21 protein-coding genes are annotated in these 17,890 nt (G+C 64.6%); 16 read left to right on the plus strand and 5 right to left on the minus strand.

From position 1 onward, the window contains the following. Positions 1-362: 362 nt before the first annotated feature. From AB3X86_RS29815 to AB3X86_RS29835, 5 genes are all read left to right on the plus strand, one after another. Complete coding sequence (locus tag AB3X86_RS29815; protein WP_368598751.1) at positions 363-722, plus strand: hypothetical protein; 360 nt, start codon at positions 363-365, stop codon at positions 720-722. Beyond that, the gene (locus AB3X86_RS29820) at positions 722-1,255 is read left to right on the plus strand and encodes a DUF4123 domain-containing protein (protein WP_368598752.1); all 534 of its coding nucleotides are present in this window, start codon (positions 722-724) and stop codon (positions 1,253-1,255) included. Before AB3X86_RS29815 ends, AB3X86_RS29820 begins: the two co-directional genes overlap by 1 nt. After that, positions 1,212-1,556, plus strand: a complete 345-nt coding sequence (locus AB3X86_RS29825; protein WP_368598753.1) for a hypothetical protein — start codon at positions 1,212-1,214, stop codon at positions 1,554-1,556. Before AB3X86_RS29820 ends, AB3X86_RS29825 begins: the two co-directional genes overlap by 44 nt. Positions 1,557-1,795: 239 nt before the next feature. After that, the gene (locus AB3X86_RS29830; RefSeq protein ID WP_368598754.1) at positions 1,796-2,179 is read left to right on the plus strand and encodes a restriction endonuclease fold toxin 5 domain-containing protein; all 384 of its coding nucleotides are present in this window, start codon (positions 1,796-1,798) and stop codon (positions 2,177-2,179) included. A 6-nt stretch (positions 2,180-2,185) separates the two neighbouring features. Then, the gene (locus tag AB3X86_RS29835; protein WP_368598755.1) at positions 2,186-2,914 is read left to right on the plus strand and encodes an immunity 52 family protein; all 729 of its coding nucleotides are present in this window, start codon (positions 2,186-2,188) and stop codon (positions 2,912-2,914) included. 204 nt (positions 2,915-3,118) lie between these two features. On the opposite strand, the gene AB3X86_RS29840 is transcribed toward AB3X86_RS29835, so the two are convergent. From AB3X86_RS29840 to fliE, 5 genes are all read right to left on the minus strand, one after another. After that, entirely contained in the window at positions 3,119-3,487 is a 369-nt protein-coding gene (locus tag AB3X86_RS29840; protein ID WP_176110011.1) for an EscU/YscU/HrcU family type III secretion system export apparatus switch protein, read from the minus strand. Then, positions 3,487-4,914: a flagellar hook-length control protein FliK gene (locus AB3X86_RS29845; protein WP_368598756.1), complete on the minus strand. Its 1,428-nt coding sequence runs from the start codon at positions 4,912-4,914 to the stop codon at positions 3,487-3,489. The genes AB3X86_RS29840 and AB3X86_RS29845 overlap by 1 nt, the downstream gene beginning before the upstream one ends. Positions 4,915-5,020: 106 nt before the next feature. After that, entirely contained in the window at positions 5,021-5,347 is a 327-nt protein-coding gene (locus tag AB3X86_RS29850) for a flagellar protein FliT (RefSeq protein WP_176124510.1), read from the minus strand. After that, the gene (fliS, locus tag AB3X86_RS29855) at positions 5,344-5,778 is read right to left on the minus strand and encodes a flagellar export chaperone FliS (RefSeq protein WP_013090844.1); all 435 of its coding nucleotides are present in this window, start codon (positions 5,776-5,778) and stop codon (positions 5,344-5,346) included. The genes AB3X86_RS29850 and fliS overlap by 4 nt, the downstream gene beginning before the upstream one ends. A 271-nt stretch (positions 5,779-6,049) precedes the next feature. Next, entirely contained in the window at positions 6,050-6,385 is a 336-nt protein-coding gene (gene fliE / locus AB3X86_RS29860; RefSeq protein ID WP_176110007.1) for a flagellar hook-basal body complex protein FliE, read from the minus strand. Between the two features lie 237 nt (positions 6,386-6,622). Between fliE and fliF the strand changes: the two genes are divergently transcribed. From fliF to fliP, 11 genes are all read left to right on the plus strand, one after another. Further along, positions 6,623-8,410, plus strand: a complete 1,788-nt coding sequence (gene fliF, locus AB3X86_RS29865; RefSeq protein WP_368598757.1) for a flagellar basal-body MS-ring/collar protein FliF — start codon at positions 6,623-6,625, stop codon at positions 8,408-8,410. Continuing rightward, a complete protein-coding gene (gene fliG / locus AB3X86_RS29870) occupies positions 8,400-9,395 on the plus strand; it encodes a flagellar motor switch protein FliG (RefSeq protein ID WP_176124506.1) in 996 nt (331 codons plus the stop codon). The genes fliF and fliG overlap by 11 nt, the downstream gene beginning before the upstream one ends. Continuing rightward, entirely contained in the window at positions 9,388-10,071 is a 684-nt protein-coding gene (gene fliH, locus AB3X86_RS29875; RefSeq protein WP_176110004.1) for a flagellar assembly protein FliH, read from the plus strand. Before fliG ends, fliH begins: the two co-directional genes overlap by 8 nt. Next, positions 10,065-11,690 carry a flagellar protein export ATPase FliI gene (gene fliI, locus AB3X86_RS29880; protein WP_368598758.1) on the plus strand — a complete coding sequence of 542 codons (1,626 nt, stop codon included), beginning with the start codon at positions 10,065-10,067 and terminating at the stop codon, positions 11,688-11,690. The genes fliH and fliI overlap by 7 nt, the downstream gene beginning before the upstream one ends. 17 nt (positions 11,691-11,707) lie before the next feature. Next, positions 11,708-12,157, plus strand: coding sequence for a flagellar export protein FliJ (gene fliJ, locus AB3X86_RS29885; protein WP_176110002.1), 450 nt, complete (start codon positions 11,708-11,710; stop codon positions 12,155-12,157). A gap of 61 nt (positions 12,158-12,218) precedes the next feature. Next, complete coding sequence (locus AB3X86_RS29890) at positions 12,219-13,769, plus strand: flagellar hook-length control protein FliK (protein ID WP_368598759.1); 1,551 nt, start codon at positions 12,219-12,221, stop codon at positions 13,767-13,769. Between the two features lie 755 nt (positions 13,770-14,524). Further along, on the plus strand, positions 14,525-15,025 hold the full coding sequence (fliL, locus tag AB3X86_RS29895) for a flagellar basal body-associated protein FliL (protein WP_176124501.1): 501 nt from the start codon (positions 14,525-14,527) through the stop codon (positions 15,023-15,025). 58 nt (positions 15,026-15,083) lie between these two features. Beyond that, complete coding sequence (fliM, locus tag AB3X86_RS29900) at positions 15,084-16,082, plus strand: flagellar motor switch protein FliM (protein WP_013090865.1); 999 nt, start codon at positions 15,084-15,086, stop codon at positions 16,080-16,082. After that, the gene (gene fliN / locus AB3X86_RS29905; protein ID WP_368598760.1) at positions 16,075-16,539 is read left to right on the plus strand and encodes a flagellar motor switch protein FliN; all 465 of its coding nucleotides are present in this window, start codon (positions 16,075-16,077) and stop codon (positions 16,537-16,539) included. Before fliM ends, fliN begins: the two co-directional genes overlap by 8 nt. After that, complete coding sequence (gene fliO, locus AB3X86_RS29910; RefSeq protein ID WP_368598761.1) at positions 16,536-17,051, plus strand: flagellar biosynthetic protein FliO; 516 nt, start codon at positions 16,536-16,538, stop codon at positions 17,049-17,051. The genes fliN and fliO overlap by 4 nt, the downstream gene beginning before the upstream one ends. Continuing rightward, on the plus strand, positions 17,051-17,860 hold the full coding sequence (gene fliP / locus AB3X86_RS29915) for a flagellar type III secretion system pore protein FliP (RefSeq protein ID WP_013090868.1): 810 nt from the start codon (positions 17,051-17,053) through the stop codon (positions 17,858-17,860). The genes fliO and fliP overlap by 1 nt, the downstream gene beginning before the upstream one ends. Positions 17,861-17,890 lie beyond the last annotated feature (30 nt).

The following is a 17,890-nucleotide window of genomic DNA, read 5'->3' on the forward strand; positions in this document are numbered from 1 at the left end:
AACGCGTCAGAGAGATTTAGCTTCTCGTCGGCGTCGTGATGGCTGCGAAGGCAGTCGAACGCGCCGCTGGGCTCCGGTTCACGCGCCGCATCGTTATGCCATCGCGTTTCCACACGACCTGGGTCGGTTGCCGCATTTGAGTTGGAGTACTGCCCGGCGTCAGTTCCTTCGATAAGGGCGGGGCCCAATGCCGCCTTTTTTAGTCATCCTGCGTGAGCAGGAATATGCAATAGAAATAGAGATACCCGACACGATAGTAAATAGTTGTCAAAAAGGTTTTATCTCAATTTAAAGCCGTTGACCAAGTTGCGTTTTCGACGGTTAATTCGTCGGGTGTATTCTGGAAAGACAGCAGAGGTCAGATGGAAAAACAGAAGCAGGATGAAACCCGCGGCATGGAAGAGTGCCAACTTTGCCGCATCACCTATTCCATCTACTCAAACTTCCCGCCAATGCCGTCGGCAATGGCGCTGAACGCTGAAACCGGCGAATGGTTTCCGTTCGATAGTTTGAAGTCGTATGCAACCGGCTATGAGATGGCCGAAGCCCTGGGTTACGCATGGGCGTGCAATTGTCGCGGACGCTCCCCGGATACTCCACTGAAAAAAGGTCCGTCATTGGTTTATGGCGCAACGCCCCGGCCGGTGCTTCCGCAGTCGTCTATCTGTCTCGATTGCATGATCCGCGCTGCCGGGCAAGGTGCGATGACCCTGGAGCGCTGATGATTCCCGCCTCTGTCAATGAACAGCTTCGCCAGTACGGGCAACGGCGCTACAGCGGCCACGTGCTGGCGCTGGTGGACGGTATCCAGTACCAGCAGCATACCGGCCAGCAACTCACGGCCGAAACCGATCGGGCGGTTTCGCTGTTCGCGGGAACGCACGAGATGGCACTCGCACACGCGGGGCCGTGGCTGCTTGATCCGAAGATGGCGCGCGATTTTATTGCGGACCTGCGCGAACTCGAACAGGCCCGCCCTGGCGTGATCTGGCTGAGCACCTCGGAGAGCCTTGAGCGGCAGGCCGAAAAGCTGCGCCCGCACCTGCATACCCGAATACCAAAAGGACGGCCGGCCCTGCTGCGCTTCTGGGACCCGAGGGTGCTGCATGCGCTCGATGCGGTATGCCGCGGCAAGAGCGAGCGTGAGCTTTTCAGGGCTGCCGACGCGTGGCACTACCTCAACGAAGGACGACGGTTCACCATCGACGACAATGGAATTTACCGAAGGACAATGGGCGCTTCTGAAAGTCTATGAAGACCGCAACTACGCGGACTTTATCCGCGGTCATATCGTGCGCGACTATCCCGCGCTGGCCAATGATCCGACCTTGCGCGACCGGCTTGATGCGGCCTTTGCACAGACACGGATGCTCCGTTTTACACATGACGGGCCGATAGTCGATTTCCTGTATGTGGAAGCAACCACGCCGGGGTTTTACTGGATTCCGGAGGTCATAGCATGGCTGCACAAGCCCGGGGTTCCGGCCGAACAGCGATTCGAAATGCTGATGCAGGCAACGCGAAAAAGACAACAGGAAATGAAGGAGAAACGCTGATGGCTATTCCATTCCCGGCGACGCTCGCACGCGCAGCACACGCGATGGCGGAGGCAACGCCTATGCCTGTTCCGGTCCCTGCTATCGCACCGTCTGCTGGTCCTGCGGGCAGCAGCGGCACGGGTGCGCGTGCAGACGGCGGATGGGGCGAACTAGCGCGTGACCGGTCCCGCGAACGCGAAAGGCCGTGCAAGTGCCCGCCTGAGAAAGGCGGCGAAAAGGTGCAAAGGAATCACAGCATGAATCCTGAACCACGACGCTACCAAGCCCGTATTACAGGGTTTGACTATGGAATTGTGACGGACGCGAAGGGCAGGGAAACCAGCCAGGGCTGGAATATGGAGTGGGCGTGGCTTGGCACAGACTTTGATGGATTTCAGCCTTCCCAATGCCTCTTGCAGGAAGCCAAGGGAAACTATGATCAGTTTTTGAATCATCAGAATATGCCAATATTCCCGTTTCAAGGTTTCAAGGTGATGGGGGAAACGATTCGGAAACAGAGTATGCTGGTTCGTGCAAATCCACCATCAAAGCTCATGTGGTATTTCGAAACACCTCGAACAAGAACTTACATGATGTCAGCTCTTCGAGCCGCCAGCGTCCCTTCCGTATATCAACCGTGAGTCAACATGCATCTATTTTCACAGCATCGCGATAAGTCGGGCATTCGGCGGGGAGATTTTGAATTCCATCTTCGCAGACTTCGCCGCATTATCGAGCGGCTCGCAAACAAGGACGAAACGCTAGGTGGAAGCTGGTATCTGAGTGCCGATTCGATTTCTGAGTCACTGCAGCGGCCTATATTTGCAAATTCCGAGCCCTCGGCAACCGCACTAGCCCTTCTTTCCAAAGAATATGATGGGCGTGAAAAAGATCCGAAATCGGTCCTCTGCTGGAACGGTCAACAGTCCGTCTGTCACAATGCGTTGATTTCGGTATCGTTCGATAGTGATGAATTGTCCGATATTTTCGAAATTTCCCTTGGCGAAAAGAGTGACGATAGTTCGCGGCTTGGACTCTATGACGCGATTGGAGAATTCGTCTCCGAAGTCGCCATTATCTACGAGGCGTTGTACGTAACGTTCGGGCCACGAGCCTATCAAGATCAACAGGTCTTCGATGATCGTCTTGCCGTAAGCTGGATGCTCTACCTTCCGCACGTTCTCATGCAGGCCCAAGTGCCCGAAGCGCGCGACCTTATCCCTGTCATGCGCGATGGCAAGCAGCAAGGCACGATCGTCGTCAGCGTGACGGATGAAGTCTTCGATGTGCACAACCGGGAGCACGTCAAGGCGGCTAACGATATCGAAATCCGCCTCGCCGATCAGGACCTGTTGCCACGTTTCGTTGATCTCTGAGTTCGGCTCGCTATTCCCGCTTTTGCGGGGTTTTTCCTGCAAAAAGGTCCGCGCCGCAGCGGGGCCTTTTCTACGTCACGCGAGGATCCACCGATTGCGATGGCGCAGGGTCAACGCCATTAGACCGACAAGCAAGGAAAGACCAACACCGCAAGAACAAGGACAAAAAAGAACTCCGCCCTGCAAAAGGGCAAGCCCGCACCGTCAATGATCCACAGCCCCCGTGCCGCCAGGCACATCAGTAGCAACAACATCCACCACATCCTGCGCGCCAGCACTCTCCCCCTCATGAGCCGGCTCAACATCAGCCCCACTCTCGAGCCGATGCAACCAGGCCAGCAACTCGGCAACAGCCTGATAAAGCTCGGGAGGAATCCGCGCATCCAGATCGACCTGCATCAACAGCGACACCATCTCGGGCGCCTCGTGCACATACAGCCCTGCTTCCTTCGCGCGCTGCACGATCATGTCGGCAAGCAGCCCATACCCCTTCGCGACCACACGCGGCGCGGGTTCCCCGCCATGAGCGTCATAAACGAGCGCAGCCGCGCTGCGACGATGGGTGCGGCTCATCAGATATCCCAATCGAAGTCGTCGCGCGACGCGGTGCTCGCCGCCGCCAACTTGGTTGCAGCCGCCGACGCCGACCGTGCATACGCGCCCGCCGCCTGCGCCCCCGCCGCCGAGGCGCCAGCCACAGCAGCCGCCGGTGCACCGCCGCCAATCTCCCGAATCGTCAAGCCCTGCAGCTCGATCCCCGCCGCCGCGAGCCGCTGACGGAAACCGTCACCCTGATTCGCGAGCCGCGCGGCGCCCCGCGGGCTCGCCTGCACGCGCGCGCTGAGCCGCTTGCCGGTCAGCGTCAGTTCGGCATCGACGGTGCCGAGCGTCGGCAGCGACAGCGTCAGGCGCGTGCGCCACGGCTGGTCGTCCTCGCTCGCGAGGCCGCCGCCGCTGCGGTCCCATTCGTCGCCATCCTGCTCGATGGTCCAGTCCAGACGCGCGCCGGGCCACGCCTCGCCGGTCCAGCGAAACTGTCCGGTCGCGAGCAGATCGAGCTGCTGGCGCACGAGCGGCACCGTCGCCGGATGCACCGCCGCCGCCATTGCCTGCGCGCTCTGCGATGGACCCGCATCGGCCGCCTGCGACGCCGCGCCGTGCGGCCCCGCATGTGTGGACTGCCCGTTCAGCTCGGACACCGAACTGGCCAGCAGCTCGCCCGCGACGAGGCGCGCGGCCTGCGCGGTCAGGATCGACGGCATCGCGTGCGAGGCAGGGTTGTTGGCGGCGGCGTTCGACGTGCCAGCCGGCGTGCCATTCGGTGTACCGTTCGGCGCGCCACGTGGCGTCGCCTCGGCGGCTCCGTTCGCCGAAGCGGACCGCGTGCTCGCGTCGCCAACGTCGGCGCTCCAGCCGGGGCGCAATTGAGAATCTGCGACGAGCTGGTTCTGTGCCTCGTTCGCCAGTTGAGCCGGCGAACGCTGGCCGACCAGCCACGCCGCGAGATGCGCCTCGTAGAACAGGCCGCTGTCGGCCACTGTCTTTTGCAGCGCGGCCGCGAGCGCCGCGACGGGCACTTCGGTCGCCGCCACGCTCGCGCTGGTAGCGGCGGTAGCGTGGGCAGCAGCGTTGGGATTGGTATTGAGATTCGCAGAGGCGGCGGAATCGCCAGTAGCGGCGCCCGCATTGGTCAGCGGCAAGCTCTCGATGGCGACGTCGAGCGCCGGCGCGGCCGCCCAGATCGGCGCGCGGCCGAGCACCGCCGGTGTCGCCTCGCCGCCCGAGTGCGCGATCGCGCTCAGCGTCAGCGCGACGGCCGATAGCGCGGTTTGCGCGGACGACTGCGGCGCTGGCGTCGCGTTCGCAGGCGCCGCGGGAACCTTGGTATCGACGCCGGCCGCGCCGGTCTGCGAGGTGGTCGCGGTTCCCGGCGCAATGTTGAGCAGGCTGTCGATCCGGCTCGACAGCACCGAAGCGAGGGCCGAATCGATTCCGTTCATGCCGGTTCCTTGGTCGCATCGGCGGCACTGCGCGCGATGCTCTGATTGCTGCGATCCTTCAGACGCGCACTGCGTGACGCCAGCTCACCCGCGCGCCCGCCCGCACTCAGCGCGCCCCGTACAACTCCTTGAGCACACGCGTCGGCCGGCCGGCGAATAGCACCGACAGATGCGCCATGCTCGGATTCGCGAGGTCGCGGATCGCGGCGTCGTCGGCGAGGATCTGGCGGATCAGCGCGTACTTGCGCAGGCGCTCGGCCTCGTCGAGCTTGACGCCCACGTCGGCTTCGCGCAGCGCTTCGACCAGATGCCGATACTCTTCCTGCAAGTGCACCAGGTCGCTCCACAGTGCACGGCGGGCCGCGATCAGCATGCGGCAGGACAGCGCGGCGACCGCTTCATAGCGGGCAAAATAGTCTGCGTTCGATGTCATCTCAGGCTTTCCGCGGCTGGCTGTGCCGCCATCCGCGCGATCTCCGGGGCAATCCCGATCCATGCCTCTTCGAGCGTCGCGAGCAGTCGGTCCACTTCCACGAGCATCGCCTCGCTCTGATTGATATTGGCCTGCAACAGCCGACGCGCCATATAGTCGTACAACGCATTGAGCCGTTCGGCGATTTCGCCGCCTACCTCGAGGTTGAGCGACGCCTGCAGCCCGCTTTCGATGATCCGGATCGCCTTGCTGATCGCCATGCCACGCTCGGCCACGTTGCCCTGCTGCAAATGCAGGCGGCTTTGCGCGATCGCCTGGCGTGCACCCTGGTACAGCAACACGATCAGACGATGCGGACTTGCGCCCATCACGGATGTCTCGATACCGACACGCGCATACGCGTTGGCTCCAGCGTGTCCTTGGGAAAACATCGGCGCTCCTCCTCTGATACTGGCTGCGGTTAAGTCGTGGCGTAGCCGCGCGGCGCGTCGCCGCGCCAATCGCTGACATGTACTTTGGTTATCGGATGCGCGACGACAAAGCTTTAGTCCGGTGTCAGGAGGATCGAAAGCGCCGCTGGGCGGGCACGGAAGACGCGGCGCGAGCCGCCGGCGCAAGCACCGGCAGCGGCTTGCCGGATCGTCGGACGGGACTCCAGCGGACCTTCGGGCAAGTCCTTCAGGCAGTCCCGCGCGATCCCTCTCAGATCGACATCTGCGCGATGTCGTTGTACGCGGCGACCAGCTTGTTGCGCACCTGCAGGCCGAACTGGAAGCCGATGTTGGCCTTCTGCATATCGACCATCACGTCGTTCAGCGACACGTTCGACGCGCCGAGTTCGAACGCCTGCGACTCACCGATCGCCTTCTGCTGGTCGCTGCTGATCTTGTCGAGCGAGGCCTTCAGCGCCGCCGCGAAGTTGGTCGGCGTCGCCGCGCCGGATTGCTCCGCCACTGGGGTCGAGCCGCCGGCCGCCTGCGCCGCCATCGCCTGCATCTGTTGCAGCGCCGACGATAGCGCGTTCACGGGCATGGTCATCTTCTTCTCCGTTGGATAGGCGATCGGAGCACCGGAAGGTGTACCGATCTGGACGAAAGCATAGCAGCGGCCCCACGCGGAAAGTCCCGAAACTAGGGGGGAAACCCGGCTCTATTCAAGCAATCGGGTTGAGCGGCGCTGCGGATAATTTCAAAGGTGAAAGTATCTGTCCGTCCGCCGAGCCCCGGCGCGGCATCACGGCAGAACGCCAAAGCATTCCCCGGAGAAACCCGACGCATGGATTCGTCAGCCAACTCTTTGATCAACCCCGACGCCCGCATGGGGCTCGCCGGCGCGCAGCCCGCGGCCGCTCAGGCCGCGAGCGGCCCGGCCGGCGGCACGGCCGACCTCGGCGGCCTCGGAGGTCTCGGCGGCAATTTCGGCCAGCGTCTGTCCGGACTCGCGCAGATGCGCGGCAACCCGCGCGCGCCGCTCGTGTTCGCGGTCGCGCTGCTGGTGGCGGTCGTCGCCGGTCTGTTCCTGTGGTCGCGCGCGCCTAGCTACAAGGTGCTCTACAGCAATCTGTCCGACCGCGACGGCGGCTCGATCATCACCGCGCTGCAGCAGGCCAATATCCCATACAAGCTGTCCGAAAGCGGCACCGCGGTCCTCGTGCCCGCCGAGCAGGTCCACGAGACCCGCTTGCGCCTCGCCTCGCAGGGACTGCCGAAGAGCGGCTCGGTCGGCTTCGAGCTGATGGACAACCAGAAATTCGGCATCAGCCAGTTCGACGAACAGGTCAACTATCAGCGCGCGCTCGAAGGCGAACTGGAACGCACGATCGGATCGATCTCGAGCGTCAAATCGGCGCGTGTGCACCTCGCGATTCCGAAGCCGAGCGTATTCGTGCGCGACAAGGAACCGCCGTCGGCGTCGGTGCTCGTGAACCTGTACCCTGGCCGCGTGCTCGACGAAGCGCAAGTGGTCGCGATTACGCATATGGTGGCGTCGGCGGTGCCGCAAATGCCGGTGCACGGCGTGACGATCCTCGACCAGGACGGCAACCTGCTCACGCAGCCAAGCAACGGCAGCGGCCTCGATGCAACCCAGCTGAAGTTCCGCCAGCAGATCGAACGCAACACGCAGCAGCGCATCGACACGATCCTCGCGCCGCTGTTCGGCGCCGGCAACGCGCGCTCGCAGGTCAGCGCCGACATCGACTTCTCGCACAGCGAGCAGACTTCGGAGAAGTACGGCCCGAACGCCAATCCGCAGGACGCCGCGATCCGCAGCCAGCAGACGAGCAGTGCCACCGAAATGTCGCAGGGCGGCGCCTCGGGGGTGCCGGGCGCGCTGTCGAATCAGCCGCCGCAGCCGGCCTCCGCGCCGATCGTGGCCGGCAACGGCGCGAGCTCGGTGAGCACGACGCCGATCAGCGATCACAAGGATTCGACCACCAACTACGAGCTCGACAAGACCGTGCGCCACATCGACCAGCCGATGGGCGGCATCCGCAGGCTGACGGTCGCGGTGGTCGTCAACTATCTGCGGGTCGTCGATCCGAAGGGCCATGTGACGATGCAACCGGTCAGCGCCGACAAGCTCGCGCAGATCACGCAGCTCGTGAAGGACGCGATGGGCTACGATGCGTCGCGCGGCGACTCGGTCAACGTGGTCAACAGCGCGTTCACCACCGATCTCGATCCGAACGCCGACCTGCCGTGGTGGCGCACCCCGGACATGCTCGCGCTGTACAAGCAGATCGCGACGTACCTCGGCATCGGCGCAGTGGCCCTGTTCCTCTACTTCGTGATGGTGAAGCCGGCGCTGCGCCGCGCCTTCCCGCCGCCGCCCGAGCCGGTGCCCGCGCTGATGTCGCCCGACGAACCGGTGCTGCTCGACGGCATCCCGGCCGAGGAACGCGATGGCGCGGTGGTCGAAATCGAAGCGGATAGCGAGAAGCTCGCGCTCGAAAACGCGAAGCACAAGTACGAGCGGAACCTCGAGTTCGCGCGCAACATCGCGCGTCAGGATCCGAAGATCGTAGCAACCGTCGTCAAGAACTGGGTGTCCGATGAGCGCTGAAGGCGTAGTGAAGAGCGCGCTGCTGCTGATGTCGATCGGCGAGGAAGAGGCGGCGCAGGTGTTCAAGTTTCTGGGCCCGCGTGAGGTTCAGAAAATCGGCGTCGCGATGGCCGCGCTGAAAAACGTCACCCGCGAGCAGATCGACGAGGTGCTGCAGGAGTTCGTGCGCGAGGCCGAGCAGCACACCGGCATGTCGCTCGATTCGAGCGATTACATCCGCTCGGTGCTGACCAAGGCGCTCGGCGACGACAAGGCCGGCGCGATCATCGACCGGATCCTGCAGGGCAGCGACACGAGCGGCATCGAAGGCCTGAAGTGGATGGACTCGTCGGCGGTCGCGGAACTGATCAAGAACGAGCATCCGCAGATCATCGCGACGATCCTCGTGCATCTGGACCGCGATCAGGCCTCGGAGATCGTGTCGTGCTTCGCGGAGCGCCTGCGCAACGACGTGCTGCTGCGGATCGCGACGCTCGACGGCATCCAGCCGGCCGCGCTGCGCGAGCTCGACGACGTGCTGACCGGCCTGCTGTCGGGCAGCGACAACCTGAAGCGCAGCCCGATGGGCGGCATCCGCACGGCGGCCGAGATTCTGAACTTCATGTCGAGCAACCACGAGGAAGGCGTGATCGAAAACGTGCGCCAGTACGACGCCGAGCTCGCGCAAAAGATCATCGACCAGATGTTCGTGTTCGAGAACCTGCTCGACCTCGAAGACCGCGCGATCCAGTTGCTGCTGAAGGAAGTCGAATCCGAAGCGCTGATCATCTCGCTGAAGGGCGCGCCGCCCGCGCTGCGTCAGAAGTTCCTGTCGAACATGTCGCAGCGCGCGGCCGAGTTGCTCGCCGAAGACCTCGACGCACGCGGCCCGGTGCGCGTGTCCGAAGTCGAGACGCAGCAGCGCCGCATCCTGCAGATCGTGCGCAACCTGGCGGAGAGCGGCCAGATCGTGATCGGCGGCAAGGCGGAAGACGCATATGTCTGATTCGAACGCCCCGGCAAAGGACGGCCTCTCGGCTTACCAGCGCTGGGAGATGGCGTCGTTCGACCCGGCCCCGCCGCCGCCCCCGCCGGCCGAACCCGAGTTCGACGAGCGCGCGTTCGAAGCCGAACTCGAGCGCCGCCGCGAAGCCGCGCATGCGCAGGGCGTCGCATCCGGTCATGTGGCCGGCCAGGCGCTCGGCTATCAGGCGGGCTACGACCAGGGGCGCGCGCAGGGTTTCGCGCAGGGCCAGACCGAGGCGCGCGAGGAAGCGATGCGGCTCGCCGCGCTGGCCGAAACCTTCAAGACCGCGCTCGATGGCGCGCAGCACGCGATCTCCGAAACCCTGATCGCACTCGCGCTCGACATCGCGCAACAGGTCGTGCGCCAGCACGTGCAGCACGACCCGACCGCGCTGATCGCGGCCGCGCGCGAGGTGCTTGCGGCTGAGCCCGCGCTCTCCGGGGCGCCCGCGCTGATCGTGAGTCCCGCCGATCTGCCGGTCGTCGAGGCGTATCTGCTCGAAGAATTACAAACCCGCGGCTGGACCGTGCGTACCGATGCATCGGTGGAGCGTGGCGGTTGCCGCGCGCAGGCCGGCACCGGCGAGGTCGACGCGGGCATCGACACGCGCTGGCAGCGCGTCGCCGCCGCGCTCGGCAAGGTGAGCACGTGGTGAAGCCGACACTCGACGAGATCCGCGCGAGCGATCTGACGCCGCTCGAACGCGAACTCGCGTTGGCGTCGTTCGGCGCCGAGGCGCTGGCCGATGTCGAGTCGTCCGGTTTTCCGGAGCCCCCGGATGCGGAATCGCACGCTCTCGCGAGTGAGCCTCCGGCGACAGGCGCGGCGGTGAGCCGCCCGTCCGCCGCGAAGGACCACGCCGCTCACGCGCCGCACGCACCGTCCTACGATCCCGCGCTCGACATCAATCCGCATGTGCAGGCATGGCGCGGCCAGCTCGACGCGCTGCGCGCGCGCAACGCGATCGCGAAGCCGCTGCGCGCGTGCGGGCGTCTGACGCGCGCGGCCGGTCTGGTGCTCGAAGCGGTCGGGCTGCGTCTGTCGGTCGGCGCCGAAGTGATGATCGAGCTGCCGCCCGGCAGTTCGCTGCCGATGGCCGAAGCCGAAGTGGTCGGCTTCTCCGGCGACAAGCTGTTCCTGATGCCGACCACCGAAGTGATCGGCCTGTTGCCCGGCGCGCGCGTCTTTCCGCTCGAAAGCGCGCCGATCGCCGATCCGCTCGCCGGCGCGAAGCGTCTGCCGGTCGGCTGGGAATTGCTCGGCCGCGTGCTCGACGCATCGGGCCGTCCGCTCGACGGGCTCGGCCCGCTCGGCACGCAAACCGATGCACCGCTGTCCGCGCCGGTCATCAATCCGCTCAATCGCGAGCCGATTCACAAGGTGCTCGATGTCGGCGTGCGCGCGATCAATTCGCTGCTGACCGTCGGCCGTGGTCAACGGATGGGGCTGTTCGCGGGTTCGGGCGTCGGTAAATCGGTGCTGCTCGGCACGATGGCGCGCTACACCAGCGCCGAGGTGATCGTGATCGGCCTGATCGGCGAACGCGGCCGCGAAGTGAAGGAATTCATCGAACAGATTCTCGGCGAGGAAGGTCTGGCGCGCTCGGTCGTGATCGCCGCGCCGGCCGACGTGTCGCCGCTGCTGCGGATGCAGGCCGCCGCGTACTCGACCTCGCTCGCCGAATACTTCCGCGACCAGGGCAAGCACGTGCTGCTGCTGATGGATTCGCTGACCCGTTACGCGATGGCGCAGCGCGAGATCGCGCTGGCGATCGGCGAGCCGCCCGCCACCAAGGGCTATCCGCCGTCTGTGTTCGCGAAGCTGCCGGCGCTGGTCGAGCGCACCGGCAACGGACCGGCGGGCGGCGGCTCGATCACCGCGTTCTACACGGTGCTCACCGAAGGCGACGACCAGCAGGACCCGATCGCCGACTCGGCGCGCGCGATTCTCGACGGCCACATCGTGCTGTCGCGCTCGCTCGCCGAAGCCGGCCACTACCCCGCGATCGATATCGAAGCGTCGATTAGCCGGGCAATGACCGCGTTGATCGACGATAACCATCTGAATAAAACGCGTATGTTCAAGCAGATGCTGTCGCGCTACCAGCGCAACCGCGATCTGATCAACGTCGGCGCCTATTCGGCCGGGCGCGACGCGCTGCTCGATCGCGCGATCGCGCTGTACCCGCGGATGGAAGCGTTCCTGCAGCAAGGCTTTCGCGAGTGCGCGAACTTCCAGCCGAGCATCGACATGCTCAACGCGCTGTTTGCTTAGGGCCGAGGAGGCTGACGATGTCGAAACACTTTCCGATCAAGACGCTGATCGGTCTCGCGCAGGACGACGTGGACGCCGCCGCGCAGCGGCTCGGCCGCGCGCAGCGCGAGCGCAACGACGTAGAGGCGCAACTCGACGCACTCGTGCAGTACCGCAACGAATACTACGCACGCTTCACGGAGAGCGCTCAGTCGGGCATGCCCGCCGGCAACATGCGCAACTTCCAGGCGTTCCTCGACACGCTCGACGCCGCGATCGAGCAGCAGCGCAACCTGCTCGCGGCGGCGAGCGCGCGCGTCGAGATGGCAAAGCCCGACTGGCAGCGCCAGAAGCAGAAGCTCGGCTCGTACGAAGTGCTGCAGGCGCGCGGCGAGGCGGCCGAGGCGAAGGTTGCGGCGCGGCGCGAACAGCGCGACGCCGACGAATTCGCGGCCCGAAGTCTGCGCATGCGAGCCGACGGCGCGTGAGGCCTTGCCTCACGGTCAATGCCTGACGGCACACCCGTTTGACCGATTCACAGGATTCTTTATGTCGCTTCTTTCACAGATCGGCTCGCAACTGAGCACGCTGCTCGACACGAGCAGCAATGGCTCGAGCAGCGCGGCCGCGAACGCCGCGAGCCCCACCCCGTTCGCGCAGACCTTGCAGCAAAGCATCGACCAGCAGAACAGCGCGAATCAACAGCAGACCGGTTCAGCGAAGGCGTCCCAAACCTCGGCACCGAGCGCGCCCAGTGCACCCGCACCCGCGCCGGCGCCCGCTCCGTCGCAGCAGAGCGCGAGCAGCGGCCAGAACGCCAGCGGCACGACGAGCAACGCGGCGAGCAACAGCGCTTCATCGCCGTCCACGGCGCCGACGACACCCACGCAGCAGGCATCGAACAGCCAGTCGACCACGACGCAGACGAAGCAGCAAGACACCAAGGCGCAAACCGACGCTGGCGCGCTCGCCGCCGCGGCGGCTGCCGTCCAGGCCCAGGCGCAAGCGCAGGCACACGCCGCCGTCAATAACGCCGCCGATGCGAACGCGACCACCGCTACCGATGCCGCAAGCTCCGCGGCCGAAGCGGTGAGCGCGCTGGCCGGCACCGCCACGAGCGCGCTCACGGCCGCCGCGGCGAGCAGGAAAGGCGCGGTCGATCCGAAGTCGCTGCAGGATGCGTTGCAGAGTGCGCTGTCCGCGCTATCGAGCGGACAGGGCGCGGTGCCTGCGGCCGCGGTCGCCAGCGGCGCGGCTGCGAAAGCTGCGAGCGTATCGAGCGCGGTGCGCGGCCTTAGCAACACGAAAAATGACCTGAACGGCACCTCGGACGACAAGACGGTCGGCAACGGCACCGGCAAGGGCACCACGACCATCCACACGACGCCGACGACCGCAACGACCGCAACGACCGCAACGACCGCCGCGACGGCGCTGGCCGATCCATCGACAGCGAAGTCGGCCGCCGACGCCATGAGCGCCGCGGCCGCGACGAGCGGCCAGGCTGACACCGTCGCATCGGCGCGCAGCGCGTCCGAGGCGGCGAACAGCGCGCTGGCCGCGGCGCAGGCGGCAGCGAACGCTTCTAGCACGACGGCGGCGGTGCAGAGCACCGGCAATGCGAGTGCTGCCGCCGCCGCGAACGCGTTGACGCCGCAAGTCGGCACGAGCGCGTGGGAAGAAGCGTTGAGCCAGAAAGTGGTGTTTTTGTCGAATGCGCATTCGCAGAGTGCTGAGCTGACGCTCAATCCGAAGGATCTGGGACCATTGCAGGTCGTGTTGCAGGTGGCGGATAACCATGCGCATGCGCTGTTCGTGTCGCAGCACCAGTCGGTGCGGGAGGCCGTCGAGGCGGCGTTGCCGAAGCTTCGCGAGGCGATGGAGTCCAATGGGATTGGGCTTGGCAGCGCGAGTGTGAGTGATGGGTTTGCCCGGCAGAGCGGGCAACAGCGGAACGCTGGCGCGGGTGGGTCGAATGGGAAGGGCGGCGGCAGTGGTAATGGTGGCTCCCTTGCAGGGGACAGCTCGGGGGACTCCAGCGATGCCATCGCTAATGTTGCCGTGCGGCAGCAGGTTGGATTAGTCGATACGTTTGCCTGAGCCAGGCGGGCCTTTTTTTCGTTGTTCTGGCTTTGTTGGCCTTTCCTTGCTGACTTGTCGGTCTATTAGCGTTGCCCCTGTGCGGGGCGGCACCTACTTTCTTTGCTGCTGCAAAGAAAGTAGGCAAAGAAGACAGCTAAAACCGCTAACTCTTAAGCGGGTCCCTCGGTCCACACAAGGTAGTGGTGCATCTGGAATCCGTGCTCCCGCACGTTCCGCCTCAGTGACAAGGCAGTCATCCTTCCGGCGGCGCTCCGCGCGCCGAAGCACTGTTCTCAAACCATTGGTCATTTCGGCGTGTCGCCGAGGCGGAGCCGAGGGCTCCCGCTGCGCGGGCAAGCCCGCTGGTTTCCCAGGCAGACCCGTCCGCGACGCACGTAGTGCGGAGTGGGATGGATGATGGCTTTGTCACGAACGGGTAATGTGCGGGGGCACGGATTCCAGATGCACCACTACCCCTGCCAAGCCAGGGGACCCGCTTATGAGCTGGCGGTTTTAGCTGTCTTCTTTGCCTACTTTCTTTGCAGCAGCAAAGAAAGTAGGTGCCGCCCCGCACAGGGGCAACGCCAATAGACCGATAAGAAAGCAAGGAAAGGCCAACACCGCCAAGAATAAAGACCAGAAAAAAACAACCAAAAACTGGAAACACCCAGAAATAGCCAGAAATAGCCCTTCTTTTCGACCCATAGCGCCGCAGGCAAATCAACAACAATCACCCTAACCCTTACTACGCCAGCACCAGGCTGGCAACCCAAATGGCAACTACGACCGCCCCGCAACAAGCCGCGCCCGCCTCGCCGGGCCCCATGAAGCGCATCATCCTGATCGGCCTCATTGCGCTGATCGCCGCGGGCGCTGCCGGTGCCGGCGTGTGGTTCTTCATGTCGAAGCGCGCACCCGTCGCCGTATCGGCCGAAGCCGCGCCGGCGCCGTCCGCCGTGCCGCTGTTCTTCCCGCTCGAATCGATGACCGTCAACCTGCAATCGGACGACGGCCAGCAACACTTCCTGCGCATCGGCCTCACGCTGAAGCTCGGCGACGCCGGCACCCAGCAGGCGCTCACCGATCACATGCCGGAAGTGCGCAGCCGCATTCTGCTCGCGCTGTCGAACAAGCACCCCGAAGAACTCGCGCCGCTCGAAGGCAAGCGCGCGCTCGCCGAAGAGCTGAAGACGCTGATCACCGAGCCGACCGAGCGGGGCGCCGCACCGATCCGCGTGCAGGACGTGCTGTTCACCGAGTTCGTCGTGCAGTGACGTGACCTTGCCCAGCACTGCCATCATCAATCGCCAAGGGACGCACGAGGAATAAGCAATGAGCCATGAAGAGTTCATGTCCCAGGAGGAGGTCGATGCCCTTCTGAAGGGCGTCACCGGCGAATCCGACACGGAATCCGAGCAAAACGACCGCACGGGCGTACGCCCGTACAACATCGCGACGCAGGAACGCATCGTCCGTGGCCGGATGCCGGGCCTCGAAATCATCAACGACCGCTTCGCGCGCCTGTTGCGCGTCGGCATTTTCAACTTCATGCGGCGCTCGGCGGAAATCTCCGTCGGCCCGGTGAAGGTGCAGAAGTACAGCGAATTCACGCGCAACCTGCCGATCCCGACCAATCTGAACCTGGTCCATGTGAAGCCGCTGCGCGGCACGTCGCTGTTCGTGTTCGATCCGAACCTCGTGTTCTTCGTGGTCGATAACCTGTTCGGCGGCGACGGGCGTTTCCATACGCGCGTCGAAGGACGCGATTTCACGCAGACCGAGCAGCGCATCATCACGAAGCTGCTCAATCTGACATTCGAGCACTACACCGCGTCGTGGAAGAGCGTGCGCCCGCTGCAGTTCGAATATGTGCGCTCGGAAATGCACACGCAATTCGCCAACGTCGCGACGCCGAACGAAATCGTCATCGTCACCCAGTTTTCGATCGAGTTCGGCTCGACGGGCGGCACGCTGCACATCTGCATGCCGTACTCGATGATCGAGCCGATCCGCGACGTGCTCTCGTCGCCGATCCAGGGCGAAGCGATGGACGTCGATCGGCGCTGGGTGCGCGTGCTGTCGCAGCAGGTGCAGGCTGCCGAAGTGCAGCTGACCGCCGACCTCGCGCAGGTGCCGGTCACGTTCGAACAGATCCTGAACATGCGCAAAGGCGATGTTCTGCCGATCAACATCCCAGAGCACATCACCGCGAAAGTCGACGGCGTGCCGGTGATGGAATGCGGCTACGGAATTTTCAATGGTCAGTACGCGTTGCGGGTCCAGAAGATGATCAGCGCAGCCGACACGATGAAGGAAGGTGGATATGAGTGACCTGAACGCAAAGCCCGAGAGCGATCTCGAGGCAGCCGAGCAACTCGCCGCCGGCGGGCTGTCCGCCGCGGAAGACGACGCGGCGATGGACGACTGGGCGAGCGCGCTCGCCGAACAGAACGGCAACGCCGAGGTCAACCCGGCCGCGGCCGGTGTGTTCCAGCCGCTGTCGAAGGTCGAGCCGACCGCGACGCACAACGACATCGACATGATCCTGGACATCCCCGTCCAGATGACGGTCGAGCTCGGCCGCACCAAGATCGCGATCCGCAATCTGCTGCAGCTCGCGCAGGGCTCGGTCGTCGAACTCGACGGCATGGCCGGCGAGCCGATGGACGTGCTCGTCAACGGCTGTCTGATCGCGCAGGGCGAAGTGGTGGTCGTCAACGACAAGTTCGGTATCCGGCTGACCGACATCATCACGCCGTCCGAACGCATCCGGAAACTCAATCGATGAAACGTTTGGCAGGTCGCGGCGTGTTGCTCGCGCCGCTCATCGCCTCCACCGTCGGTCACGCCGCCGACATGAACGCGGTCAACAACGCCGCGAAGATCGCCTCGGGGGTCGGCGCGGGTAGCGCGGTGCCGGCGCTCGGCGTCGGCGCGGTGCTGCAAACCTTCGTCGGGCTCGCGGTCGTGATCGGCCTCGTGTTCGGCTGCGCATGGCTCGCGCGACGCTTCGGCCTGCAACCGGGCCAGCGCGGCGGCCTCGTGAAGACCGTGGGCGGCGCTTCGCTCGGCGGCAAGGAGCGCGTCGCGGTCGTCGAGATCGGCGATACGTGGCTCGTGCTCGGCGCTGCGCCCGGCAACGTGCGGCTGCTGCATACGATGCCGGCGGGTTCCGTCGCGGCCGATACGGTTGCCGCTTCGCCCGCACCGCTTTCCGGCACCTTTGGTCAACGCTTTCGCGACGCCATGAAGGGCGAAGTGGGCAAACGTTTCAACGCACACCGCGGCGGGGATCGGTAATGCAGGTCAGTTTCAGGCAGTCAGGTTGGTTCTTTACGCTATCGCGCCGTGCGGCGCGCTCGCTCCCCGCAGTGCTTCGACTCGCGCTGCCGGCACTGCTGGTCGCGCTGCCGACGCTGTCGTTCGCGCAAACCGCCGGCCTGCCGGCCTTCACGACGAGCCCCGGCCCGAACGGCGGCACGACCTACTCGCTGAGCGTGCAGACGATGCTGCTGCTCACGATGCTGTCGTTCCTGCCCGCGATGGTGCTGATGATGACGAGCTTCACGCGCATCGTGATCGTGTTGTCGCTGCTGCGTCAGGCGCTCGGTACGACCACGACGCCGCCGAACCAGGTGCTGGTCGGTCTTGCGCTGTTTCTGACGTTCTTCGTGATGTCGCCGGTGCTCGATAAGGCCTATAACGAAGGCTACAAGCCGTTTTCCGAGGGCACGCTGCCGATGGATCAGGCGGTGTCGCGCGGCGTCGCGCCGTTCAAGACCTTCATGCTGCGTCAGACCCGCGAAAGCGACCTGGCACTGTTCGCGCGCATCTCGCACGCGGCGCCGATGCAGGGGCCCGAAGACGTGCCGCTGTCGCTGCTGGTTCCGTCGTTCGTGACGAGCGAGTTGAAAACCGGCTTCACGATCGGCTTCACGATCTTCATTCCGTTCCTGATCATCGACATGGTGGTCGCGAGCGTGCTGATGTCGATGGGTATGATGATGGTGTCGCCGGCGACGATTTCGCTGCCGTTCAAGCTGATGCTGTTCGTGCTCGTCGACGGCTGGCAGTTGCTGCTCGGCTCGCTCGCGCAGAGCTTCGTCTGATTATTTTCGACTCCTCGTTCTTCAGGTACT

This window comes from Paraburkholderia sp. BR14374, assembly GCF_040948685.1.
In the GTDB taxonomy this organism is placed as follows: domain Bacteria; phylum Pseudomonadota; class Gammaproteobacteria; order Burkholderiales; family Burkholderiaceae; genus Paraburkholderia; species Paraburkholderia youngii.

Bases quoted from the DNA above. Each gene is read 5' to 3' on its own strand.
- fliO (WP_368598761.1), top strand. From the start codon at position 16,536: ATGAAACGTTTGGCAGGTCGCGGCGTGTTGCTCGCGCCGCTCATCGCC.
- fliM (WP_013090865.1), top strand. From the start codon at position 15,084: ATGAGCCATGAAGAGTTCATGTCCCAGGAGGAGGTCGATGCCCTTCTG.
- fliG (WP_176124506.1), top strand. From the start codon at position 8,400: ATGAGCGCTGAAGGCGTAGTGAAGAGCGCGCTGCTGCTGATGTCGATC.
- AB3X86_RS29890 (WP_368598759.1), top strand. From the start codon at position 12,219: ATGTCGCTTCTTTCACAGATCGGCTCGCAACTGAGCACGCTGCTCGAC.
- fliP (WP_013090868.1), top strand. From the start codon at position 17,051: ATGCAGGTCAGTTTCAGGCAGTCAGGTTGGTTCTTTACGCTATCGCGC.
- fliF (WP_368598757.1), top strand. From the start codon at position 6,623: ATGGATTCGTCAGCCAACTCTTTGATCAACCCCGACGCCCGCATGGGG.
- fliH (WP_176110004.1), top strand. From the start codon at position 9,388: ATGTCTGATTCGAACGCCCCGGCAAAGGACGGCCTCTCGGCTTACCAG.
- AB3X86_RS29835 (WP_368598755.1), top strand. From the start codon at position 2,186: ATGCATCTATTTTCACAGCATCGCGATAAGTCGGGCATTCGGCGGGGA.
- fliE (WP_176110007.1), bottom strand. From the start codon at position 6,385: ATGACCATGCCCGTGAACGCGCTATCGTCGGCGCTGCAACAGATGCAG.
- fliS (WP_013090844.1), bottom strand. From the start codon at position 5,778: ATGTTTTCCCAAGGACACGCTGGAGCCAACGCGTATGCGCGTGTCGGT.
- fliL (WP_176124501.1), top strand. From the start codon at position 14,525: ATGGCAACTACGACCGCCCCGCAACAAGCCGCGCCCGCCTCGCCGGGC.
- AB3X86_RS29830 (WP_368598754.1), top strand. From the start codon at position 1,796: ATGAATCCTGAACCACGACGCTACCAAGCCCGTATTACAGGGTTTGAC.
- AB3X86_RS29825 (WP_368598753.1), top strand. From the start codon at position 1,212: ATGGAATTTACCGAAGGACAATGGGCGCTTCTGAAAGTCTATGAAGAC.
- AB3X86_RS29845 (WP_368598756.1), bottom strand. From the start codon at position 4,914: ATGAACGGAATCGATTCGGCCCTCGCTTCGGTGCTGTCGAGCCGGATC.
- fliN (WP_368598760.1), top strand. From the start codon at position 16,075: ATGAGTGACCTGAACGCAAAGCCCGAGAGCGATCTCGAGGCAGCCGAG.
- AB3X86_RS29815 (WP_368598751.1), top strand. From the start codon at position 363: ATGGAAAAACAGAAGCAGGATGAAACCCGCGGCATGGAAGAGTGCCAA.
- fliJ (WP_176110002.1), top strand. From the start codon at position 11,708: ATGTCGAAACACTTTCCGATCAAGACGCTGATCGGTCTCGCGCAGGAC.
- AB3X86_RS29820 (WP_368598752.1), top strand. From the start codon at position 722: ATGATTCCCGCCTCTGTCAATGAACAGCTTCGCCAGTACGGGCAACGG.
- AB3X86_RS29850 (WP_176124510.1), bottom strand. From the start codon at position 5,347: ATGACATCGAACGCAGACTATTTTGCCCGCTATGAAGCGGTCGCCGCG.
- AB3X86_RS29840 (WP_176110011.1), bottom strand. From the start codon at position 3,487: ATGAGCCGCACCCATCGTCGCAGCGCGGCTGCGCTCGTTTATGACGCT.